16 protein-coding genes and 1 tRNA gene are annotated in these 18,706 nt (G+C 58.8%); 9 read left to right on the top strand and 8 right to left on the bottom strand.

Translation table 11 applies throughout. From position 1 onward, the window contains the following. The first annotated feature begins 33 nt into the window (after positions 1-33). Positions 34-1,095: a MaoC family dehydratase gene (locus Q3Y58_RS14675; protein WP_319622748.1), complete on the top strand. Its 1,062-nt coding sequence runs from the start codon at positions 34-36 to the stop codon at positions 1,093-1,095. A 67-nt stretch (positions 1,096-1,162) separates the two neighbouring features. Here the strand turns inward: Q3Y58_RS14675 and Q3Y58_RS14670 are convergent, their stop codons facing one another. From Q3Y58_RS14670 to tsaD, 5 genes are all read right to left on the bottom strand, one after another. Beyond that, on the bottom strand, positions 1,163-1,591 hold the full coding sequence (locus Q3Y58_RS14670; protein ID WP_274219896.1) for an EVE domain-containing protein: 429 nt from the start codon (positions 1,589-1,591) through the stop codon (positions 1,163-1,165). A gap of 1 nt (position 1,592) precedes the next feature. Continuing rightward, complete coding sequence (locus tag Q3Y58_RS14665) at positions 1,593-1,883, bottom strand: YciI family protein (RefSeq protein WP_274219897.1); 291 nt, start codon at positions 1,881-1,883, stop codon at positions 1,593-1,595. 86 nt (positions 1,884-1,969) lie between these two features. Then, the gene (locus Q3Y58_RS14660) at positions 1,970-2,983 is read right to left on the bottom strand and encodes an NAD(P)H-dependent glycerol-3-phosphate dehydrogenase (protein ID WP_319622747.1); all 1,014 of its coding nucleotides are present in this window, start codon (positions 2,981-2,983) and stop codon (positions 1,970-1,972) included. A gap of 18 nt (positions 2,984-3,001) precedes the next feature. Further along, positions 3,002-3,475 (bottom strand): NUDIX domain-containing protein, encoded by a 474-nt coding sequence (locus Q3Y58_RS14655; protein WP_319622746.1) that lies wholly within the window; start codon positions 3,473-3,475, stop codon positions 3,002-3,004. Positions 3,476-3,514: 39 nt separating this feature from the next. Continuing rightward, the gene (tsaD, locus tag Q3Y58_RS14650; RefSeq protein ID WP_274220115.1) at positions 3,515-4,618 is read right to left on the bottom strand and encodes a tRNA (adenosine(37)-N6)-threonylcarbamoyltransferase complex transferase subunit TsaD; all 1,104 of its coding nucleotides are present in this window, start codon (positions 4,616-4,618) and stop codon (positions 3,515-3,517) included. 104 nt (positions 4,619-4,722) lie between these two features. Here tsaD and hemC point away from each other — a divergent pair, with 104 nt between their 5' ends. The 6 genes from hemC (at position 4,723) to Q3Y58_RS14620 (ending at position 11,535) form a co-directional block, all read left to right on the top strand. Next, positions 4,723-5,661 (top strand): hydroxymethylbilane synthase, encoded by a 939-nt coding sequence (gene hemC / locus Q3Y58_RS14645; RefSeq protein ID WP_319622745.1) that lies wholly within the window; start codon positions 4,723-4,725, stop codon positions 5,659-5,661. Next, positions 5,661-6,383 (top strand): uroporphyrinogen-III synthase, encoded by a 723-nt coding sequence (locus tag Q3Y58_RS14640; protein ID WP_319622744.1) that lies wholly within the window; start codon positions 5,661-5,663, stop codon positions 6,381-6,383. The genes hemC and Q3Y58_RS14640 overlap by 1 nt, the downstream gene beginning before the upstream one ends. A gap of 123 nt (positions 6,384-6,506) precedes the next feature. Next, entirely contained in the window at positions 6,507-8,390 is a 1,884-nt protein-coding gene (locus Q3Y58_RS14635) for a hypothetical protein (RefSeq protein WP_319622743.1), read from the top strand. Positions 8,391-8,408: 18 nt separating this feature from the next. Next, entirely contained in the window at positions 8,409-10,241 is a 1,833-nt protein-coding gene (locus Q3Y58_RS14630) for a heme biosynthesis protein HemY (protein ID WP_319622742.1), read from the top strand. A gap of 158 nt (positions 10,242-10,399) precedes the next feature. Then, a tRNA-Thr gene (locus tag Q3Y58_RS14625) sits at positions 10,400-10,475 on the top strand. A gap of 226 nt (positions 10,476-10,701) precedes the next feature. Then, positions 10,702-11,535: a hypothetical protein gene (locus Q3Y58_RS14620; RefSeq protein ID WP_319622741.1), complete on the top strand. Its 834-nt coding sequence runs from the start codon at positions 10,702-10,704 to the stop codon at positions 11,533-11,535. Positions 11,536-11,933: 398 nt separating this feature from the next. Here Q3Y58_RS14620 and nagA read toward each other — a convergent pair whose 3' ends face one another. The 3 genes from nagA to Q3Y58_RS14605 are packed head-to-tail and all read right to left on the bottom strand — an operon-like array spanning position 11,934 to position 14,925. Continuing rightward, entirely contained in the window at positions 11,934-13,103 is a 1,170-nt protein-coding gene (gene nagA, locus Q3Y58_RS14615) for an N-acetylglucosamine-6-phosphate deacetylase (RefSeq protein WP_319622740.1), read from the bottom strand. After that, a complete protein-coding gene (locus Q3Y58_RS14610; protein WP_319622739.1) occupies positions 13,103-14,140 on the bottom strand; it encodes an SIS domain-containing protein in 1,038 nt (345 codons plus the stop codon). Before Q3Y58_RS14610 ends, nagA begins: the two co-directional genes overlap by 1 nt. Before the next feature lie 23 nt (positions 14,141-14,163). Continuing rightward, a complete protein-coding gene (locus Q3Y58_RS14605; protein WP_274219908.1) occupies positions 14,164-14,925 on the bottom strand; it encodes a GntR family transcriptional regulator in 762 nt (253 codons plus the stop codon). A gap of 301 nt (positions 14,926-15,226) precedes the next feature. Here Q3Y58_RS14605 and Q3Y58_RS14600 point away from each other — a divergent pair, with 301 nt between their 5' ends. Together Q3Y58_RS14600 and ptsP are read left to right on the top strand one after the other, a co-directional pair. Continuing rightward, positions 15,227-16,123, top strand: a complete 897-nt coding sequence (locus Q3Y58_RS14600) for an N-acetylmuramic acid 6-phosphate etherase (protein WP_319622738.1) — start codon at positions 15,227-15,229, stop codon at positions 16,121-16,123. Next, the gene (ptsP, locus tag Q3Y58_RS14595; RefSeq protein ID WP_319622737.1) at positions 16,120-18,675 is read left to right on the top strand and encodes a phosphoenolpyruvate--protein phosphotransferase; all 2,556 of its coding nucleotides are present in this window, start codon (positions 16,120-16,122) and stop codon (positions 18,673-18,675) included. Before Q3Y58_RS14600 ends, ptsP begins: the two co-directional genes overlap by 4 nt. Positions 18,676-18,706 lie beyond the last annotated feature (31 nt).

The raw sequence follows: 18,706 nt of genomic DNA, 5'->3' as shown, positions 1-18,706 counted from the left end.
CGCGTGTTCGGGAAGGCAAGCTGAGGACCATCGATGAGCATCTCGGGAAAGACCAGTAGGGGCCACTTCTTCGAAGATTTTTATGTGGGGCAGGTGCTGCGCCACGGCACGCCGCGCACCATCACGGATGGAGATACGGCTCTTTACACGGCGCTTTTTGGTTCTCGTTTTGCGGTGCAGTCTGCGGATTCCTTCGCCAACGCGGTGGGCTATCCGCAAGCGCCAATTGATGATCTGCTGGTCTTTCACATGGTGTTCGGGAAGACGGTTCCGGATGTTTCCCTCAATGCCGTGGCGAACCTTGGCTATGCCGAGGGCCGGTTTCTCCTGCCGCTGTACCCCGGCGATACGGTGGTGGCGGTCTCTGAAGTGATTGGCGTCAAGCAGAACTCCAACGGCAAGACCGGCATCGTTTATGTGCGCACGGTGGGGTATCGGCAGGATGGTGAGAAGGCGCTGGAATATGTGCGCTGGGTGATGGTGCCGAAGCGCGATCCCCAAGCCACATGTGGGCCCGACCACGTGCCGCCGCTGGATACGGTGGTGGCGGTCGAAGAGCTGGGCGATGCGGTGCCTCACATTCATCAGTCGGGCTGGGATGAGGCGCAGTCGGGCTCCAGATTTCGCTACGACCACTATGAAATTGGCGAGAAGATTGACCACGTGGACGGCATGACGGTGGAAGAAGCGGAGCACCAGCTTGCAACGCGGCTCTTCCAGAACACCGCCAAGGTTCACTTCAATCAGCATTTGGCGCAAAACACGCCGCACGGCCGCCGGCTGATCTATGGCGGGCATGTGATGTCGCTCGCCCGATCCCTGTCATTCAACGGCCTGAGCAACGCGTTCCATGTGGCGGCCATCAACGGCGGGCGTCATGTGGCGCCTCTGTTTGCCGGGGACACGGTCTACGCGTGGTCTGAGGTGCTGGACAAGCGGGAGCTGTTGGAGCGGGACGATGTTGGTGCCTTGCGCCTTCGGACGGTGGCAACGAAGGACCGGCCCTGCCATGATTTTCCCTGGAAGTCCGACGCCGGGGACTATGAGGCGGGTGTGCTGCTCGACCTGGATTATTGGGTGGTGCTGCCCCATTGAGCGGGCCAATGAAAAAGGCCTGAACCGCAATTGGAACAGGCCTTCCTAATCATCATTTGTGCTGGTTTCAGATCTTGTCGGGATCCAGACCGCCCAAGCGGCAGATCAGATCCCATTCCTCTGGCTTTACCGGTTGAACGGAAAGTCGCATGGACGTGACCAGAGACATGTCTGAAAGACGCTCGTCGGCTTTCACATCTGCAAGGGTGATCGGCTTGGGCACATCGCAGACCGCCTTGATGTCCACGCATTCCCAACGTGGATCGTCGGTGGTGCTGTCAGGGTGGGCCAGAGCACATACTTCCACGATGCCAACAATCTCTTTGCCGATGTTGGAATGGTAGAAAAAGCCCCGGTCGCCGATCTGCATGGTGCGCATGAAATTGCGTGCCTGATAATTGCGCACGCCATCCCACTCTTCACCTTGATCGCCTTTAGCTTTCTGCTGGTCCCATGACCACTTGTTCGGTTCAGACTTGAAAAGCCAGTAGTTCAAATCAGGTCTCCGGATTGTTGATGAGCCAGTTCCATGGACGGATTTCTACGGATTCAAAGAGGCCAGCGCTTGAATATGGGTCTTCTTGAGAGATTGCCAGTGCTTCATCGCGATTTGCACATTCAACAATGAGCAAGGTGCCGGTTGAAGTTGTCATGTCGTCGGCCAGAAAGGGGCCTGCCGCCTTGACGCGTGGTCCCAGGTTCTTGATGAATTCCAAGTGAGCCGTGCGGGTTTCCTGCCGCAGGTTGGTGGCATGGGCCTTATCAGTGCAAATGATCGCATACAGCATGGGTTCGCCTCCCGAGTTCATGCAGAATCGCAGATTACGCGTATCTCATTACTATCCAACACGTAAACTTTAAAGGGAAACGGCGATTAGTGCGCCTCGCGCTTTAGCGGACGCGTCATTAGGTCGCTGAGCGCTTTTTCGATGCTCAGTTTGCCGGTTACGACCTCTGCCACGGCTGCTGCTATGGGCATGTCGACACCGTGTTTTGCGGCCAGAGAGACGGCAATGCGCGCTGAGTGCGCGCCTTCGGCAAGCTTTTGACCGGGGGCTACAAGGCTCTGCGGGTCCGTGCCGCGCCCAATGGAAAGGCCGAAAGCGAAGTTGCGGGATTGCTCCGAGGAGCATGTCAGCACAAGGTCGCCAAGGCCAGACAAGCCGGTAAGAGTTTCCTTACGGGCACCCAGAGCGGCCCCTAAACGGGAGAGTTCTGCGAATCCGCGTGCCGTAAGGGCGGCTTGCGCGCTGGCGCCGAGGCCGTAACCCACTGCCGCGCCGCAGGCGATGGCGAGCACGTTCTTGAGCGCGCCGCCGACTTCCACGCCGATGAGATCGTCCGTGGCGTAGGGCCGAAAGCTCGCGGAGGCGAGTGCTTCTGAAAGATGGTCGGCAACCAAGGCGTTTTCGCTGGCGATGGTCACGGCGGTGGGCAGGCCCTTGGCCACATCAACGGCAAAACTGGGTCCAGAGAGCGCGCAGGCGATGGCGTCCGGCAAGGATTCATCCACAACTTCTGAGAGAAGTCGGCCGGTGCTGGCCTCAATTCCCTTGGCGCAGAGCACAAGGGGCGTGCCTTTGGTGACCCATGGCTTGATTTGTTCAAGGACAACAGCGGTGGTTTGCGCCGGGGTGACAAGCAGGATCGCATCAGCCCCTTTAACCGCCTCTTCCAGATCTGTCGTGGCGGTGATGTGCTCAGCCCACGTGATGCCGGGAAGATACTTCGGGTTGGTGTTGTGCTCGTTGATGGCAGCAACGGTTTCTGCATCACGGGCCCATTGGCGCACGGTTCGTCCGGCGCGGCACGCGGCCAGCGCCAGCGCGGTGCCCCAAGAGCCGCCACCCAGCACAGCGATGGTCTGATAGGTTGTTGGGTCAGACATGAACAGGCCTTTCTTAACTCAAACCAAACCGAGGCGTTTGCGAAGTGCTGCGAGCGGGCGATCAAAATCCGCGTAGTAAAGACTTGGATCCAGATTGGCGGTCTCTCGCAGGTCCAGCCACTGATAACGCAACAGGATCGGATCGCTGCCGTCGCTTGGATGCATCTCGTAGTGATCCCAGGTTTCTGCGGGCTTTTCCCGCAGGCGGGCGTGATAAAACACACGGCGCTGCCAGCCGGGATTGCGAACCTCCTGTTTGAGGTATGTTTCCTCGTCGAGAAGGTCGAGCGCGCAAGACAGCCTCAAGCCGGTTTCTTCCTCAAACTCTCGCAGTGCAGCCTGAAGGAAGCTCTCGCCGGGGTCAACGGTGCCGCCTGCAACCTGAAAGCCCTCATCTTCCGGCACTTCCGGTTCATGCATGACCAACAGCTCCGGGCCACAGGTCAGGTAGATGTAGGCCTTGAAGGCCAGCTCTCTAGGAGAAGTGTGCATGGATTTCCTGCGTGAAAGAATGCTCTGGAGGAGACGCGCTCAGACCTTAGCGCCTTTTCGGCCGGAGCCAAACACACTTTCAGAGAGTTGGTCCAAGGGCCAGCGTGGGCGCGGCACTTCTTCCATGTCGTCGCCATCCCCGTTTGTGGCAGCCTGATCCAGCCCCTTGGTGCGCAGGCGTTCAATGCCCGCCCATGCAATCATGGCAGCGTTGTCGGTGCACAGTTTGTGCGGCGGCGCAATCAGGCTGGCTTCATTCTGGCTGGCAACCTCGGTCAGCCGGGTGCGGATGGCGTTGTTGGCAGCTACACCGCCTGCAATGACCATGACCGGAGCAATTTCCGGGAAGCGTTCTTTGAACAGCTCGAAGGCCCGCTGGGAACGATGGCCGATGACATCTGCCACCGCTTCCTGAAACGCGGCGCAAAGGTTGTTGATTGTTTCGTCGCTGACCGGCTCTTCCTTGAGCGCTGCGGTGCGCACGGCCGTCTTGAGGCCCGCAAAAGACATGTCGAGGCCGGGACGGTCCAACAACGGGCGCGGCAACTTGTAGGCCTTCGGATCGCCTTTGGCGGCTGCCTGTTCCACTGCAGGGCCGCCGGGATAGGGCAGGCCAAGCAGCTTGGCGGTCTTGTCGAAGGCTTCGCCAATGGCGTCGTCAATGGTGGTGCCGAGGCGTTCGTATTCACCGATGCCTTTCACCAGAAGGAACTGGGTGTGCCCACCTGACACGAGCAGGAGAAGATAGGGAAACGCCACCTTGTCTGTGAGGCGTGCGGTCAGTGCGTGGCCTTCCAGATGGTTGATTGCCAGCAGGGGCTTGTTGGCTGCCATGGCGATGGCTTTGGCTGTCATGAGGCCGACAATGACGCCGCCGATCAGGCCTGGGCCAGCAGTGGCGGCAACGGCGCTGAGATCATCCCAGCTGGTGCCCGCCTCATCCATGGCTTTTTGGGCGATTCCATCCAGAACCTGAATGTGAGAGCGGGCCGCGATCTCCGGCACAACGCCGCCGTAGGTCTCATGCTCATGGATTTGCGAATAGATGGCGTTGGAGAGGATTTCGTGCTCTCCGTTCTCATTTACGCGCACCACGGCTGCGGCGGTTTCGTCACAACTGGTTTCTATGCCGAGGACGGTCAGCACCCGGTGTCTCCTTATGACCTGTTCTTTGTTAATGCCCGAATGGCCGATTGATTTTATAGGTCGAACGCTTTAACCCGCTCCATTAGCACGAGGCCCTAGCGTTGGAAATGAGTTCCTTGCAAAAAAAACTGATCAAGATCGGCACGCGTGGAAGTGCCCTCGCGCTTGCACAGGCGCATGAAACCCGGCAGCGAATGATGGATGCCCACGGGCTGCCAGAGGAAGCATTTGAGGTTGTCGTCATCAAGACGACCGGCGACAAGATTCAGGATCGCCCTCTTTCCGAAGCGGGCGGGAAAGGCCTGTTTACAAAGGAAATCGAAGAGGCGCTGCTGGATGGCACCATTGATCTTGCGGTGCATTCTACCAAGGACATGCCAACGGTATTGCCGGAAGGGCTGGCGCTGACCACCTATCTGCCGCGGGAAGATGTGCGTGATGCATTTTTATCCCCAAAAGCGGCGCGGGTGGAAGATTTGCCACAGGGCGCGGTTGTGGGTTCTTCTTCCTTGCGCCGTCAGGCTCAGATCAAGCGGCTGCGTCCGGACATTGAGGTGGTCATGTACCGCGGCAACCTGCAAACGCGGCTGCGCAAACTGGAAGAAGGCGTGGTGGATGGCACCTTTCTGGCGTGTGCCGGTTTGCATCGCCTCGGTCTTGAGCATCTGATTACCTCGCGCGCTGATACCGAGCAGTTCTTGCCGGCGGTGGGGCAAGGGGCAATCTGCATTGAGGTGCGCGAAAACGACGCCGAGATTGCCAAGATGCTGGCACCCATCCACGATGCGGAGACCGAAGCGCGCGTGACGGTGGAGCGGGCGTTTCTGGCGGAAATGGACGGTTCGTGCCGCACGCCGATTGGGGGACTTGCTGTTGTAGAGGGAGAGCGGATACTCTTCAGGGGTGAAGTGATCAAGCCCGATGGCAGCCAAACCCACCGGGTGGAGCGGGAAGGCCCGATCAGCGAAGCAAGGAGCATTGGCGAGGCGGCCGGTAAGGAGCTTTACGCCAAGGCGGGGCCAGACTTTTTGGAGAGTTGATGCGTATTCTTGTGACCCGACCAGAGCCCGAAGCATCGCGGACAGCGGCGCAACTGCAGGCTATGGGGCACGAGGTAAGCATTGAGCCATTGCTGCAGTTTCAGGTGGTGCGCCCCAAGCCGGGCGCCCTGATGCTGGACGACGTGGGGGCGGTGGCGCTGACAAGCGCCCGTGCCTTGAGGTCGCTTGAAGAGCTGGGTGTTCTGCCGCAGCTGTTGAGTTTTCCAATCTTTACCGTCGGAGATCGCAGCGCTGAAGAAGCGCGTGCGGTTGGATTCGAGCGCATTTACAGCGCGTCAGGCACGCTAGAAGATTTAACGGCGTTGATGGCGCGGGTGGGTGCCCGGGGAACGGTTTTTTACCCCTGTGGGCAGGACCTGAGCGGAGATCTGCCAAAAGCTCTTAGTATTCATGGGATAAAGTGTCGCGGTGTTGTGGTCTATTCCATGGAGCCGAAGGCGCGCTTTTCTGCCGATACGGCACACCGGCTTGCGGCAGGGGAGTTTGAACGGGTGTTGTTCTATTCGCGGCGTACAGCGCACACGTTTACGCAGTTGATGCGCCTTGAAAAAATCTCAGTGTTCGTTAACTCTATGAAAGCTCTATGTGTTTCTGAGAAAATCGCGGCAGCGCTGGACGGATTTGCGGAGGTGGAAATCGCCCGCGAACCGACCGAAGCGGCTCTGCTCGATTTAATAGGACAGAAACCGCTGGCGGATTAGATCGGATTTCTCTTGATTGCGCTGCGCTGAAATATGTGGCGTAACATGAACGGTGGTGTTCACTGGTAATTGCCAGAGCAAATTGCGACACTGCCCCCAAGGCTTACAGATGGAGGATGTTTGATGGCAGCTGACAAACCAAAGACCGGAGACACCGGTAGCGGCAGCTCCACAAATCGATCTGCGGGCGCACGTCCATCAGGGCGGCGGCCAGCGCGGAAGAATGTGACCATTGATCTGGAAGCTAAAGAGGTGAAGGCCTCTCTTGCGGAAGAGCAGGAGGCAAAGGCGGAAGCTGCCAAGGTCGCTGAGGCCGCGAAGGAAGCCGCAAACCCTGCCAAGGACAAGGCTGCTGAGGCAAAGCCAGAAGCGCCGAAGCCGGAAGCCGCAAAGGCGGACCCTACAAAAAAGCCTGAGGAAGCTACCAAGCCTGCCGCCGCTGCCAAGGCGGCAGAGCCGGAGAAGAAGAGCGGTGATGGCCCCTTGAAGGGGGCAGCCGAGAAAGCGGCGGAACCGACCAAGCCTGATGCCAGCGCCTCCACTGCTGGTGCCAAAACGGGCGCGGACAAGCCAAAAGAAGCTGCTGCTCCAAAGGCGGACGACAAGAAGCCAGAGGACAGCAAAACCGCAGACAAGCCAAAGCAGGCCGCCCCGGCGGGTGCTGTGGCAAACGCAAGCGCCAGCCAAAAGCAGAGCGGAGCCGGACTAGGCTCGCTTATCGCGGCCGGTGTGATTGGCGGTCTTGTGGTGATGGGCGGCGGATATGGCCTGCAGCAGATGGGCGTGCTCTCGTTGGCCTCGCAGCAGCAGGAAGAACAGCAGACAGCGCTTCAGCAGCTCGTTGCTGCCTCGCAGGACCGTGTTGAAACGCTTGAACAGCAGATTTCTGACCTGAGAGCATCGGTGACGGCAGCGCCTGCGCAAGATCTTTTTGACGAGTTGCGCGAACGTGTTGCCAGCGCAGAGGAAAGTGCCAGCGCCAGCTTTGACCAGATGCGTGACATTTTGGGGGCGACCTATGACACGCAGGTTCAGGAACTGGCCAAGGGTGTTGAGGAACTGCGTGGGTTCGTGAATGAGGGCGCGGCCGGAGATGGTGCTGCAGTTTCCAGCTTGCGGGCCACACTGGAAGAGGTTCAGGCGCAGATCGCCGCGTTGAGCGAGGCTGGGCAGGGGGCCTCTGAAGAAGCGTTGGAGGCCGTGAAGGCACAGGTTGCGACCTTGCAGGAACAGGCTGCGCAGCTTCAGGAGGAAGCCGGGTCATTGGCCCAGTTGCCGGAGACAGTGCGCTCTCAGCAGCAACTGGTGACCTCTTTGGAAACGCGCATTGCTCAGACTGCAGCCAACCTGCAGGCGCAGGTTCAGACACAGGCTGAAACAAGAGTGCAAATGGATGCGCTGGTGAGCCAGCTGCAGAGCCTTTCAGACACGGTGACGGCTCAGCTGAACCGGTTGGAGCAGCGCGTGGGGGATGCCAGTGCGCAGGAGCGGGCCGCCCGTGCCATTGCGATTGCGTCACTGCAGGCGGCCGTCGAGGGCGGGCGTCCTTATGGGACAGAGCTTAGCGCGGTGGAAGCGGTCATGACCGGCGATAAAAGCCAGCTTGCCCCGCTCAAGGAATATGCGTCCTCTGGCATTCCGACACGCAGCCAGTTGATTGCCCGCTTCGGCGGTGCAGCCCGCGCCATGAGTGCTGCGGACGTGACCAGCCAGAGTGAAGGCGTGGTAGACCGGCTGATGAACAGTGCCCAGTCTCTCGTTTCCATTCGCACGCCGGGGGACAATGAGGGCACCACACCGCGGGATCGGTTGGGGTCGATGGAAGCCCGTGTGGCTTCCGGTGATCTGGAAGGGGCACTGGCCGCTTATGACCAACTGCCAGAACCGGTCAAAGCGGCGGGCGCTACATGGGCCGGTCAGGTTCGCGCCCGGTTGCAGGCCGATGCTCTGGTGGCGAAGGTTACCGACGAAGTTCTGAAATCCCTTGCTACGGCAAGCCAACAATAACCGGAAGGATCCAACGGCATGATCCGCGTACTGTTCTTTTTCGCTGTTGTCTTCCTGCTCGCGCTGGGCGGCGCGTGGATTGCTGACCGCCCGGGCATCGTGACACTGGACTGGGAAGGCTACCGCATTCAGGCCAGCCTGCTGACCACGTTGGTGGCGCTGGGCGTGTTGCTGGCGGTGACGGTGGTCGTCTGGGGCCTGATGCGCCTGATCTGGAAGTTCCCAAGCCTGACTGGCCGTTTCATGCAGCGGCGGCGCAAGGATCGTGGATTTGATGCCTTGTCCAAAGGGTTGCTGGCGTTAGGCGCAGGCGATGCAATGGCGGCGCGCAAGCACGGCTTGCAGGCAGACAAGCTGTTGAAGGGCGATGAGCCCGCTGCCAAGCTGCTGTTGGCCCAAGCTGCGCAGATGTTTGGTGACCATGCGGACAGCCGCAAGCGGTTTGAGGCTATGCTGGAAGACCCTCGCGCCAAAGCCGTTGGCCTGCATGGGTTGTTCATTGAAGCAGAGCGTCAGCAAGAGCCTGTGGCCGCCCGCCACTTTGCGCAGGAAGCCTCTGCTCTGGTTCCGGGCCTGAAGTGGGCCGGCAAGGCGGTGCTGGGCTATCAAGCGGTTTCTGGAGACTGGGAAGCGGCAATTTCCAGCCTGAACCGGAACTACACCGGCAAGCTGATCGACAAGAAGACCTATCGCCGCCACAAGGCTGTTCTGCTCACAGCGCGCGCGCTTGAGCTGGAAAGCCAGGATCCGGATCGCGCCCGTACACTGGCCGTGGAGGCGCATGGTCTGGCACCTGATCTGGTGCCTGCCGCGCTCGTGGCGTCTCGGCTGCAATCCCGTCGTGGGGACATTCGCAAGGCGTCCAAGACCATTGAAGCGACCTGGAAGCTGGCACCGCATCCTGACCTTGCCGATGCCTATGCCCATGTGCGTCCGGGCGATTCCATTCTCGACCGCTTGAACCGGGTCAAGCACCTTGCCAACTTGCGTGCGCATTCTGGTGAAGGCGCGCTGGCGGTTGCCATTGCGGCGATGGACGCGCGCGACTTTGATGAAGCGCGTGCCCAGCTGAAGAAGGTTCTGCGCTCGGAGCCAACGCAGCGTGCATTCTTGCTGATGGCCGATCTGGAAGAGATGGAATATGGCGATCAAGGCCGGGTGCGTGAATGGATGGGCCGCGCGGTGCGTGCGCCTCAAGACAAGGTCTGGATTGCCGATGGCATGATTTCCGCGCATTGGGCACCGGTATCGCCCAAGACCGGGCGTCTGGATGCCTATGAGTGGAAGCAGCCTGAAACCAATGAGGAAGACCGGCCGACCCTTGAGCCTTTGGAGGATGCGCTGTTTGAACCGCCAGTGCTGGCGGCCCCAACCGCCGCTGCTGGGGGCGCTGCAGCCGCGACAGCTGCCGAGCCGATGACTGCCGAGGCAGAGGCCGTGGAAGAGGCGGCTCCTGTTTCCCGCGAGGCGGATGAGGCCGAGCTGGTGAGCGAGCCGGAGCCAGCAAAGGCTGAGGCAGCCAAGCCCGAACCGGTGAAGCCTGCTGAGCCCGAGACTGCGGCCAAGGCCGCACAGGCCACGGCAAAGCCCGAGGTGAGTTCCAAACCCGCGGTGAAGGCAGATGCGCCGATCCCGGATGAGCCTGCAACCGCTGAGGCCGATCTGGTGATCATTCCTGATGCCCATCAGCCCCCGGTTGAAGGCGAAGAGGCAAAGCAAAAGGCTCCGCAGATGAAGGACGGCAAGCTGGTGGAGTTTCCGCTTTCTCATCTGCCGGATGACCCGGGCCCAGACGGCGAAGAAGATCTTGAGGCGCCTAAACCAAAGGGCGTGAAGGTCTACGACGCATGACAGAAAAAGACGCCGCGTTGAGGTCTCCTCGCGCGGCGTTGTTTATTGCTGGTGGATGACTGCAGGGTTTAGCGAAAATCCCCTCTTGCATCTTTAAGGGGGCTTGGGTATCAAGCTCGAACTTACCCGCGTCCGTTGATTTGATCCGGACATGGAAAGCCGCTGTAGCTCAGTTGGTAGAGCACGTCATTCGTAATGATGGGGTCGTAGGTTCGAGTCCTATCAGCGGCACCAGTCACTTCAAAAACTTGCATAAGCTTCGCAAAGTTGCCCTGCAGGAAGTGACGCATTCCCCGACATCCTCTTGTGCCGCAATTGCAGCGCGGTTCTCTTGGGGTCTTTCCCTAGGGTGAGGGGGCTGCGCTTTTCGCTGAGGTTGTTTTCAGGGATGTGTTCTCGGGGTTTGAGGGGGAAGGCCGGTTCCGTAATCATGTTGTGAATCTTCGGGGGATTCCAGTCAATGGTTCGGTGTGGTCAGGTGCTTCAGGTGTTGAAGGGCGTCGCTGTGGCGCTCGTGCTGATGTGCCTCGCTGGTCCTGTTCAGGCTGCGGATCTGGGCGATGGGTACGAACTCGACACGTTTCCTGAAAAGAAGAGATTTGCTGTGGTTCCGTACTTTTGGGCACCGTTTTTCAATGGGTCAATGACGGTCAACAATCAGCGCGTGGAGTTCAACGGTATTAATGTGCTTGAGCTTATTTCCGATGGGGAACTGAGCTTTCCACCCTTCGTGTTGGCTGGGGAGTGGAGCCATGGGCCGTGGGGCGTGATGCTGGACACGACCATTTTGGGGCTCGAGTTTGCCCGCGATGATTTCAACCTGCGCTCCGGGCCTGTGTCGTTGGCGGCTGGATTGGACTATGACTATGTGCTTTCTCACGCAAATCTGAATTACGACTTCTTTGAGAGGACCAGTGCCAATTGGCACACTGTTTTTGAAGGGCATTTGGGGCTGCGCTACACCTACTACCGTGCGGCTCTGAATGTTTCCATCGGCCCACTTGAGCGGGATTTCGACGAAACACTGACCTGGGTGGATGGCATTGTGGGTGCGCGTCTGTCCGGTGCGCATGTGGATGGCTGGAACTATCGCCTTTACGCAGATATCGGCACGGGCGGCGCTGACATCAGTGCGCAAGGCCTGGCGGTGCTCGGAAAGCAGTGGCAGCTTGACCGGTTCGATCTGGAGGTGTTTGGCGGTTACCGAGCGCTCTATCAGGATTGGTCCAGCGGCAACGACGCCGTGGATTTGACAAGTCATGGGCCTTTGGCGGGACTGCGCTTCACTTTCTAGCGCAACGTCAAGCAGGGGAGACCAGGTAGGCTCTGAGGGGAGAGTAGGCAGGGTGAAAGGCGCGGTGCAGATGAGCGCTGTAATGGGCTCCTGTGGCACCACGTTTCGACACGTGCTGTGCTGTCTTGCGGTTGGATTGCTAGCGGCACCACAGGTGCGGGCGTAGCGCTAGCTAATGTTTATATGTAGGTGCATGTGCATGTGTGCGTGAAGGCAGAGGCCAGTCACGGTTCCGGTTTGCGGGCGGTTTGTTTGAAAGAAAAACCGGCAGCCGCTTGATGCGAACTGCCGGTGAAGGTGCGAACTGAGTCGCAAGGGAGGTATGTGTTCTTGTGCCCTTTCGGGCAACCCGGAGCGCTCTGGGGGACGTTCCGGGGTGGGAGCTTGAAATACTTTTTTTAGTCCTTGGACCAAACGGAATTGCCTGCCACGTAGGTCTCTAGTGGCTCGACATCGTCGTTGATGATGGCAAAGTCTGCCGCGTAACCAGGTGCGATGCGGCCATACTTCTTTTCGAGACCAATAAAGCTTGCTGGATAAAGCGAGGCCATGCGCAAGGCTTCGTCCAGCGGCACATCCAGCATGGTGACGCAATTGCGCAGGGCGCTCGCCATATCGATGTCCGCCCCGGCAAGGGTGCCATCGGCCGTTGTGAGGCGTCCGTCGCGGCGGTAGATCGTCTGTCCGTAAAGAATGAAGGTCTCTGCGTCGGTGCCAACGGGCGGCATGGCGTCCGTCACAAGGAAGATGCGGCCTTGTGGTTTGGCTGCAAGCATCACCTTCATTAGTCCGGCATGAACGTGGATGCCATCGGCGATGAGGCCGCAATAGGTGTCGCGGGTGGACAGCGCCGCTGCAACGGGGCCCGGTGCGCGGTTCTGGATCGGCGGCATGGCATTGCCCAAATGGGTAAAGCCTGTCACGCCGTTGCGGGTTGCCTCTACCGTACGTTCATAGCTGGCGGCAGTGTGGCCCGCAGAAAGCACGACGCCGTTTGACGCCAGTTGCGCCAATGCCTCGTCTGCCACATTCTCTGGCGCAATGGTCAGAAGGATGCGTGCGTCATTCTCGTTCAGATCCTTGGCCAGATTGCTGATCAGATCGAGATCGTCCTGATCTGGCTGGCGGATGTAATCAGGATTGTGAACGCCCTTGCGCTCCACGCTGATGAACGGGCCTTCAATATGGACGCCCAGAACACCGCTGTTTTCTGCCGCAATCGCTTCACCCGTTGCAGAGCATGCGGCTTCCAGCGCTTCCTTGCTGTCGGTGATCAGGGTTGGCAGAACGCCTGTGACACCATGGGGGCGCACGGCTTCGGCGATGCGCCGCGCGGCGTCTGCGGTTGGCGTTTCGTTAAAGAGAACGCCGCCCGCGCCATTAACCTGAAGATCGAGAAAGCCCGGCACGATGATGGCGTCCGGTGAGAAGCGGACAATCTCCGCTCCTTCTGGTGTGGCGGTGGCTGGCAGCAAGGCTTCGACCTTGCCATCTGCCAGTAAAATACCCGTGTCGTTCAAGAAGCGGTCGCCATTGAAAACGCGGGCTCCTGTAAGGAAGCGTCTCATCAGCGTGTCTCCGTGACTTTGCGCAGGTTCGGTGGGTTGTCAGGGTCGATGCCGCGGCTCACTGCAAGATGCTGCACCGCTACATAAAAGCTGAGCAGCTGAGTGAGCGGCTGGATGACAGGCTGAATACCCGGAACCGTTGGCAGCCGTGTTGTGTTCGGAGCATCGATCGCGGAAAGCACTGTGCCTTCCAGCTCGGTGATCCGAGCAATGGTATCGCGAATGGTCTGGGCCGCTTCGTCTTCCTGACCCAATGCGAGAACCGGCAGACCGGTGCCTGCCAGACCCAGCGGGCCGTGAATGACTTCTGCTGCGCTGAATGCCTCCGCATGAATGCGAGAAGTTTCCTTCAGTTTCAGCGCTGTTTCAAGTGCCGCGCCGAAGCTGAGGCCGCGGCCGAGCACGAACATGTTGCGGGTGTCCTGCAATTGCTGCAGGTACGGCCACCAATCCAGCTTGGTTGCGGCTTCAAATGCGTCCGGCAGCTGGGCGACGGCTTCGTTGAGGTCTTTGTCGTCTGTCCACTTGGCAACAAGGTTCAAGAAGGCAGAGCACGACAGAAGGTAAGACTTTGTTGCGGCAACGCTTTTTTCTGGACCCGCGCACAGCGGCAAGGCGACATCTGCCAGCTCGTTCAACGGCGCGGTTTCATCGTTGACGAGACCAACAATGGTCGCGCCCTGATCCTTCGCCATTTCAGTGAGGCGCAGGAGGTCTGGGCTGCGACCTGATTGAGAGACTGCGATGAAAAGGGAATCGGTCAGGTCCAGCTTCCGGTCGTAAACGGATGCGATGCTCATGCCAACGGAGGCAACGGCGCGGCCTGCAAAGTTCTCAATCAGCGTCTTGCCATACATGGAGGCGTGGTCAGAGCTGCCTCGGGCACAGGTGACAACGAAACGCGGTGGCTTGGTGCGCAGGCGCGCGGCAAGGTCATTCAGAACTTCAGCGTTCTTTTCGAACTGAACGCGGACGCGTGCAGGCGTCTCCAACGCCTCCCGGCCCAGTGCGGTCCGTTCTGCTTGGGTCAAGGTCATAACAAAGCCTTTCCTGACTGGTGCTACGTCAGTGTTAATTCAACAACGAAGTCATAGGCATCGCCTCTGTAATGAGAGGCGACGAACTCGAGCGGTGTGCCGTTTTCAAGGAAAGTACGGCGCTCGATGTAAAGTGCTGGCGCGCCTTCTGGCAGTTCCAGTTGGCGAGCAAGGTCCGGTATCAGCCGAACGGCGCTCAGGCGTTGAAGGGCGCGATGGGGTGCGTGACCCAAATTCCGCAGGTGCTGGTACAGTGATCCGTCAAAGGCAAAAGGATCCGGGAGAAACTTTGTTGGCACCACGCTGAGCTCTATGGCCAGTGGAGTGGTGTCTGCCAAACGCAGGCGGTTGAGGCGTACAACCTCTTCTCTCGGTCGCAAGTTGAGGGCAAGAGCTTCTTCCGGGGTTGCATGGGAAATCGACCGGCCAAGCCAAACCGTTCCAGACTGCAGTCCCCGAGAGGACATGTCTTCGGTGAAACTGGTCAGGGCTGACAGGCGCTGCTCCACATGCGGGCTGTTATTGATGAACCAGCCGGAGCCCTGGCGCTTGTTCAGCAATCCCTCGGCTGTCAGCGAAGACAAAGCCTTGCGCACTGTGACGCGGGAAACACCAAAGGTCTCGGCCAATTCACGTTCGCCCGGAAGCGCGTTGTACTCAGCCAGCTTTCCGCTGGTGATCTGATTCCGCAGATGCTTTGCAAGCTGCAGGTACAACGGCAAAGGCAGACTTGGCGACAGCTCGATTGGCTCGATGCCTGAAGCCTCTGGCGCATTAATAGACATGGTGAACTCCCAAGTTCCATGAGAACGACTAAAGCATACCAATACCGTACCAATTTGCAAGGGATGTTTTTGATTGGTCTCTCAACATGTTAATTTTGAGGTAAGGATTACTGCGAATTGGTGTAATATATAAATAGCAAAAACAACTAGTTGCAAAAATTGGTATGCATGGTGATATCCATAATCGGTTCTCTGGTATTAAATTGGTATTAAAAATTGGTTGCGTCCGGATTGTGTCATCGGTATGTTCATATGCAGTCCAATATAGCTCCAATTGGAGTTTCGTGCGCTGGGAGGACACATGTCGGACAGCACAGAAAAAGCAGCAGAAAGGTTTCGCGGCTTAGACACCTGGAACACCACGGAGATTCTTTCTGCGTTGTGGGATGGCCAGATGCGCGCGATCTCAGCGGTTCTGCCAGCGCTGGAGAAGATGGCTCCGGCGGTGGATGAAGCTGCGGTTCGGCTTGGCTCTTCTTCAGGTCGATTGATTTATGTAGGCGCGGGCTCTTCCGGCGTCATTTCCCTGCTAGACAGTTTGGAACTCGGTTCCACCTTCGATTGGTCCGACGAACGTGCGGTGGTGATCCTCCCCAGTGGGCTGGATCTGTCGAACGGCATGGCGGACTCTGTTGAAGATGAAGGCGATGTGGGTGCCGCCCGCATTGATGATCTGGATGTAACAGCAGACGATGTGGTGGTGGGTGTTTCTGCCAGCGGTCGCAGCGCATTTACCGTGCAGGCGCTCAAGCGTGCAGGGGAACGCGGTGCCCTGACCATCGGTTTTGCAAACAACACCGGATCTCCACTTGAAGCTGTTGCTCACCACATGATTGTTGCGCTCACCGGTGCAGAAGTGGTGGCTGGCTCTACGCGCCTCGGTGCGGGAACCTCGCAGAAGGTTCTGTTCAATCTCTTTTCTACAACGCTGATGACCCGACTGGGCGGAATTCACGACAACCTGATGGTGAACGTGCGCCCGTCCAACGCAAAACTTCGCAAACGCTGTGCGGCCATGGTGGCGCAGATTGCCAACACAAGCGAGGAGGAGGCCGCCGACGCGATTGTGCGCTTTGGCTCTGTGAAACGCGCCGTGCTTGGTCTTGCCGGAGTTGCTGAGGACGCCATTGAAGCGCGGTTGCAAGCCGCCGGAGGCGTTCTGCGTCGGTCACTTGAAGCTGAGGATAAAAACCAATGACCGCTGTTCGTTTGCAGTCCCCGATCACTGGCTGGACGACACCTCTCACAGACGTGCCGGATGAGGCGTTTGCACAAGGCCTGATTGGTGATGGTCTGGCGGTAGACCCGTTCGAGATGGACCTTTGTGCTCCTTGCGATGGCACAGTTGTAACCATTCACCGTGCGAAGCATGCCTGCACGATCCGCGCTGCCAACGGCGCTGAAATTCTGATGCATATTGGCGTTGATACGGTTGAGCTTGGTGGCGACGGGTTTGAGACTTTTGTAAGTGACGGTCAGGCTGTTCGCGCGGGCGACAAGCTGATCTCCTTTGATATGGACAAGGTAGCGACAGCAGCTCGCAGTCTTCAGGTAATCATGGTTGTGGCTAATGGTGATGGGTATCCCATTGAAGACCGTGTCTTGAACTGTGAGGTCAAAAGTGGCGACTTCATCATGGCTGTTGAGGGCGAAGCAGTAGAAGCGTCCTCTTCTGTCTCCTCCGATGCAGATGAAGTCGCCACTAAAGATGTGCGGCTGATGATTGCAAGCGGCCTGCATGCCAGACCAGCCGCAGCCCTTGCAAATGCAGCGCGTGAGTTCTTTGGGTCGGTAACCATTGAGCTCAATGGCAAGAGCGCCGACGCAAAGAGCGTCGTGTCCCTGATGGCTCTTGGCACCGCATATGGCGACACGCTGGCTGTGACCGTGCGCGGACCTGGCGCAGGTGAAACGCTTGAGAAGCTGACAGCTGCCATCGCGGCGGGTCTTGGAGATCCCGTTTTTGAAGATGAGCAGGCTGTTCCGGCTGCCGCCGCCAAGAAGGCAACACTGTCTTCGACACCCATTCAGCTTGCCGATGATCTGCCTCCGTTCGAGCCGGGCCAAGAAGAAGTGCTGGCCGATGGCACAACGGCGGTACAGGGCGTTGCCGTTGGTGCGGCAGTTCGCTTGTTCCATGCAGCTCATCAGTTTTCCGAGTATGCCGAGGATGCAGGCAGCGAAAAGCAGCGCTTTGAGCAAGCCATGGCGGTGATGAATGACCGTCTTGCAACCGCGGCGAAGGGGGAAGGTCATGCCTCCGAGATTTTTGAGGCGCATCGTACGTTGCTGAGCGAGCCTGAGCTGGCAAGCGGCACGCTCGACTTGATCTCAAATGGCAAGAGTGCTGAGTGGGCCTGGACCAACGTGGTTGGCAAGATGGTTGCGGTGCTTGAAGGCCTTGCTGACAGCCGGATGTCTGAACGGGCGGCAGATCTGCGCGATCTTGAAGCTCAGGTTCTGGGCATTTTGACCGGTCATGATCCTCGCGCAACCCTTGCTGATTTCCCAGAGGGCGGCATTCTGGTGGCCGACGAGGTGTTGCCATCCGAACTAACGGCGGTTCCTCGCGGTCGCCTTGCAGGCATCTGCATGGCAGCCGGTGGCAAGACGTCTCACGCCGTGATCCTTGCTGAATCCATGGGCATTCCAACCATCGTTGCGGCTGGGCCGCATGTGGTGCGGGTGCCGGAAGGTGCGCCTGTCATTATTGATGGCCCAACGGGTGCGATGCGTGTGTTCTCCTCCGAGGAGACGCAGCAAAAGACACGGGATGCAGCGGCAAAGCGCGTGAAACAGCGTGAGTTGAACCGCAAAACCGCCCATGAGATTTGCTATACGGCGGACGGTGTCCGCATAGAGGTTTTCGCCAATCTGGGTAAAGTGGATGATGCCACGGTTGCCATGGCGGAAGGCGCTGAAGGCTGCGGTCTGCTGCGCTCAGAATTTCTTTATCTCGGCCGGGCGTCTGCGCCGACTGAGGATGAGCAGTTCCAGGAGTATCAGGCGATTGCGGATGCCATGCAGGGCCGTCCGGTGATCATCCGCACTCTTGATGCGGGCGGGGACAAGCCTCTGGCCTATTTCCCGATCCCTGAGGAAGAAAACCCGGCACTGGGTGTGCGCGGTGTTCGCGCAACACTGAAAGAGCCGGAACTGCTTCGCACTCAATTGCGCGCAATTCTGCGGGTTCGCCCATACGGCATCGCCAAGATCATGGTTCCAATGGTGACATCGGTTACCGAACTGCGGGCCGTGAAGGCGATGATCGAAGAAGAGCGCGTTGCGCTTGGACGGGACGAGCCGATTGAAGTGGGCGCCATGATTGAAGTGCCTGCAGCGGCGCTGACTTCCGCTCAGCTGGCAGAAGAAGCGGCGTTCTTCTCGATCGGCACAAACGATTTGACGCAATACGGGCTGGCCATGGATCGCGGCAACCCAGCTCTTGCGCCGAGCATTGATGCTCTGCATCCCGGTGTGCTGCGCCTGATAGAGCAGGTAGCCATTGGGGCCGCAAAGAACGAACGGACAGTTGCTGTATGCGGTGGGGCCGCATCAGACGTGGCAGCGGTTCCGTTCCTTATCGGATTGGGGGTGACCGAGCTTTCGGCCACGCCTGCGGTGATCGCTGATGTCAAGGCGCTCATTCGCACCCTGAACATGGCGGATTGCCGAGCTTTGGCTCAGTCCGCTGTAACGGCCGAAACATCCAAGGATGTGCGGGCACTCGTGGCAGATACTGGAGCGTGATCTGATGCGAGTTGCCAAAGGTCAGAAACCA

The organism is Nesiotobacter zosterae (genome assembly GCF_033843645.1).
In the GTDB taxonomy this organism is placed as follows: domain Bacteria; phylum Pseudomonadota; class Alphaproteobacteria; order Rhizobiales; family Stappiaceae; genus Pseudovibrio; species Pseudovibrio zosterae.
Note: the sequence above shows the minus strand (reverse complement) of the source record. Positions and strands in the feature narration are given on the sequence as shown.

Excerpts from the sequence above, each read along its gene's own strand:
- Q3Y58_RS14660 (WP_319622747.1), bottom strand. The coding sequence starts at position 2,983 with ATGTCTGACCCAACAACCTATCAGACCATCGCTGTGCTGGGTGGCGGC.
- Q3Y58_RS14630 (WP_319622742.1), top strand. The coding sequence starts at position 8,409 with ATGATCCGCGTACTGTTCTTTTTCGCTGTTGTCTTCCTGCTCGCGCTG.
- Q3Y58_RS14605 (WP_274219908.1), bottom strand. The coding sequence starts at position 14,925 with ATGTCTATTAATGCGCCAGAGGCTTCAGGCATCGAGCCAATCGAGCTG.
- Q3Y58_RS14665 (WP_274219897.1), bottom strand. The coding sequence starts at position 1,883 with ATGCTGTATGCGATCATTTGCACTGATAAGGCCCATGCCACCAACCTG.
- Q3Y58_RS14600 (WP_319622738.1), top strand. The coding sequence starts at position 15,227 with ATGTCGGACAGCACAGAAAAAGCAGCAGAAAGGTTTCGCGGCTTAGAC.
- Q3Y58_RS14620 (WP_319622741.1), top strand. The coding sequence starts at position 10,702 with ATGGTTCGGTGTGGTCAGGTGCTTCAGGTGTTGAAGGGCGTCGCTGTG.
- ptsP (WP_319622737.1), top strand. The coding sequence starts at position 16,120 with ATGACCGCTGTTCGTTTGCAGTCCCCGATCACTGGCTGGACGACACCT.
- Q3Y58_RS14640 (WP_319622744.1), top strand. The coding sequence starts at position 5,661 with ATGCGTATTCTTGTGACCCGACCAGAGCCCGAAGCATCGCGGACAGCG.
- nagA (WP_319622740.1), bottom strand. The coding sequence starts at position 13,103 with ATGAGACGCTTCCTTACAGGAGCCCGCGTTTTCAATGGCGACCGCTTC.
- Q3Y58_RS14655 (WP_319622746.1), bottom strand. The coding sequence starts at position 3,475 with ATGCACACTTCTCCTAGAGAGCTGGCCTTCAAGGCCTACATCTACCTG.
- Q3Y58_RS14635 (WP_319622743.1), top strand. The coding sequence starts at position 6,507 with ATGGCAGCTGACAAACCAAAGACCGGAGACACCGGTAGCGGCAGCTCC.
- Q3Y58_RS14610 (WP_319622739.1), bottom strand. The coding sequence starts at position 14,140 with ATGACCTTGACCCAAGCAGAACGGACCGCACTGGGCCGGGAGGCGTTG.
- Q3Y58_RS14675 (WP_319622748.1), top strand. The coding sequence starts at position 34 with ATGAGCATCTCGGGAAAGACCAGTAGGGGCCACTTCTTCGAAGATTTT.